This window comes from Endozoicomonas sp. SESOKO3 (genome assembly GCF_024606255.1).
Window position 1 is genome coordinate 1 of the sequence record NZ_JAHHPR010000673.1, and the last position, 2,129, is coordinate 2,129.

Consider the following 2,129-nt stretch of genomic DNA (forward strand, 5'->3'; position numbering starts at 1 on the left):
ACATATTCTGATGCACACAGCTGGCTGATTCGATCTGTATCAAGAATCAGACCACCGATTCTCAGGTCGGCTCGCTTGAGCAGAGAGCAGAAAAAAGAAAACCTCACATACAGGACACTGTTGAAGGGAAAGGCAGGAAGGATTAGACCTGAATGGCATCCCGTAGGGAACTCGAACCCCTGTAATGCCGTTACGGGGCAGTGTCCCAGGCCACTAGACGAATGGGACACACTGTCTTGTCAACACTGAGGAAGTGTAATTTTGGTGGAGCTAAGCGGGATCGAACCGCTGACCTCAACACTGCCAGTGTTGCGCTCTCCCAGCTGAGCTATAGCCCCAAAAAAGTTCTCAATGATTCGGCTCACCCCTCTCTTTCTGAGAGGTTATTTGGCTACCCCGAAACGCAGGGCGAATGATATGGATGCCCCCCTGAACTGTCAAGCTCACTTATGAAAAAATGTTTAATCGAAGCAGTTAGTTATATAGTTTTTTTTCGCTGGACGCTTTATCACCCAAGCCTCGCACAAACCTTCTACCCCTGATGAAGAAAAAGCCGGAAAAATCCAGCTTTTTCTGAGAGGAATGAGCCAGATTTACTCAAACTCAGCTCCCAGCGCTCTGAACTCTTTTTCAAAACGCTTGGTTTCTTTCTTGGACAATCCACCCAGAACATTGACCGCGTGACGCAGACGAGCACGAGTCATGTCTGCACCCAGAATGGCCATGGAGTCCATCACCGACCAGGAGTTGGGTGTGCCAGCAATAGCAATAAAAATAGGAGGATTAAAATCACCCAGCTTCAGCCCCATCTCTTTGGCAAGAGTTTTCACCTCAGCAAAGATGTTTTCTTTATTCCATTGCCTGAGCTGCTCCAGCCTCCAAAGAGTGAATTGCAACACTTTCTTTACCTCAGCCGGCTCAAGCTTTTTATGCACAAAGTCTTCTTCTGACAGTTCCAACATGCCAGAGAACATAAAGCTGGCCATGGGAGCAAAGTCAGCCAAAGTTTCTACACGACTCTGAGCGTATGGCAGGAACTTCATAATATAATCACTGTTGAGCAGCCATTTATGAAGGCGATCGGCAAATTGTTCGGTGCTCAACTCTTCACGAATCCAGCTGGCATTCAGCCACGAGAGTTTTTCCTGATCAAAAATTGGCCCACCCGGAGAGACACGCTGGATGTCAAAGTTTTCAACCATCTCTTCCAGGTTAAACTTCTCACGCTCATTCGGCATCGACCAGCCCATACGAGCCAGGTAGTTCAGCAACGCTTCTGGCAGGTAACCGGCATCCCGGTAATAGGTAATACTGGTTGGATTCTTACGTTTGGACAGCTTGCTCTTGTCAGGATTTCGCAGCAACGGCATATGGCAGAGCCTTGGCATATCCCACTCAAAGTATTGATAAAGCAGCTGGTGCTTAGGGGCAGAACTGATCCACTCCTCACCCCTGATGACGTGAGTAATCCCCATCAGGTGATCGTCGACCACATTAGCCAGATGGTAAGTAGGCATACCGTCCGCTTTAACCAGAACCTGCATATCCACCTGAGACCATTCAATCTCAATGGTGCCACGCAGCATATCTTCTACTTTACTAATCCCTTCAGAAGGCACCTTCATGCGAACAACATAAGGCTCACCTGCTGCCATTTTGCTCCGCACTTCTTCTTCCGAAAGATGCAGACAGTGGCCATCATAACCTGAGCCCTGCCTGGTTTCGGCTTGCTCTGCTCTGAGTGCATCCAGACGCTCAGCAGAACAGAAACAACGGAAAGCATGCCCCTTATCAAGCAACGTTTGCGCATGCTGGTCGTAAATTTCACGCCTTTCACTCTGACGATAAGGGCCGTATGCACCGCCCACATCAGGCCCTTCATCCCAGTTCAGGCCCAGCCAGCGCAGGGAGTCCAGAATCTGCTGTTCAGATTCAGCCGTGCTTCGCACCTGATCAGTATCTTCTATACGAAGCAGAAACTGCCCCCCCTGACTCTTGGCAAAAGCCATATTAAACAGGGCAATATAGGCTGTTCCCACATGGGGATCGCCGGTCGGCGAGGGAGCTACGCGAGTACGAACAGTCATGATCTATTAACGAGTCCAGTTTAAGTGGGCGCTAGTCTACAC

1 protein-coding gene and 2 tRNA genes are annotated in these 2,129 nt (G+C 49.3%); all 3 read right to left on the reverse strand.

Annotation, left to right across the window (positions count from 1 at the left end; translation table 11 throughout):
- Positions 1-153: 153 nt before the first annotated feature.
- The 3 genes from KDK18_RS11895 to gltX all read right to left on the reverse strand — a co-directional run bounded on the left by KDK18_RS11895 (position 154) and on the right by gltX (position 2,087).
- Positions 154-228 (reverse strand) — tRNA-Tyr (locus tag KDK18_RS11895).
- A gap of 34 nt (positions 229-262) precedes the next feature.
- Positions 263-338, reverse strand: a tRNA-Ala gene (locus KDK18_RS11900).
- Between the two features lie 255 nt (positions 339-593).
- Positions 594-2,087, reverse strand: coding sequence for a glutamate--tRNA ligase (gene gltX, locus KDK18_RS11905; protein WP_257255143.1), 1,494 nt, complete (start codon positions 2,085-2,087; stop codon positions 594-596).
- Positions 2,088-2,129 lie beyond the last annotated feature (42 nt).

What these genes read in the sequence shown, in the direction of transcription:
- gltX (WP_257255143.1), bottom strand. Translation starts at nt 2,087, where the DNA reads ATGACTGTTCGTACTCGCGTAGCTCCCTCGCCGACCGGCGATCCCCAT.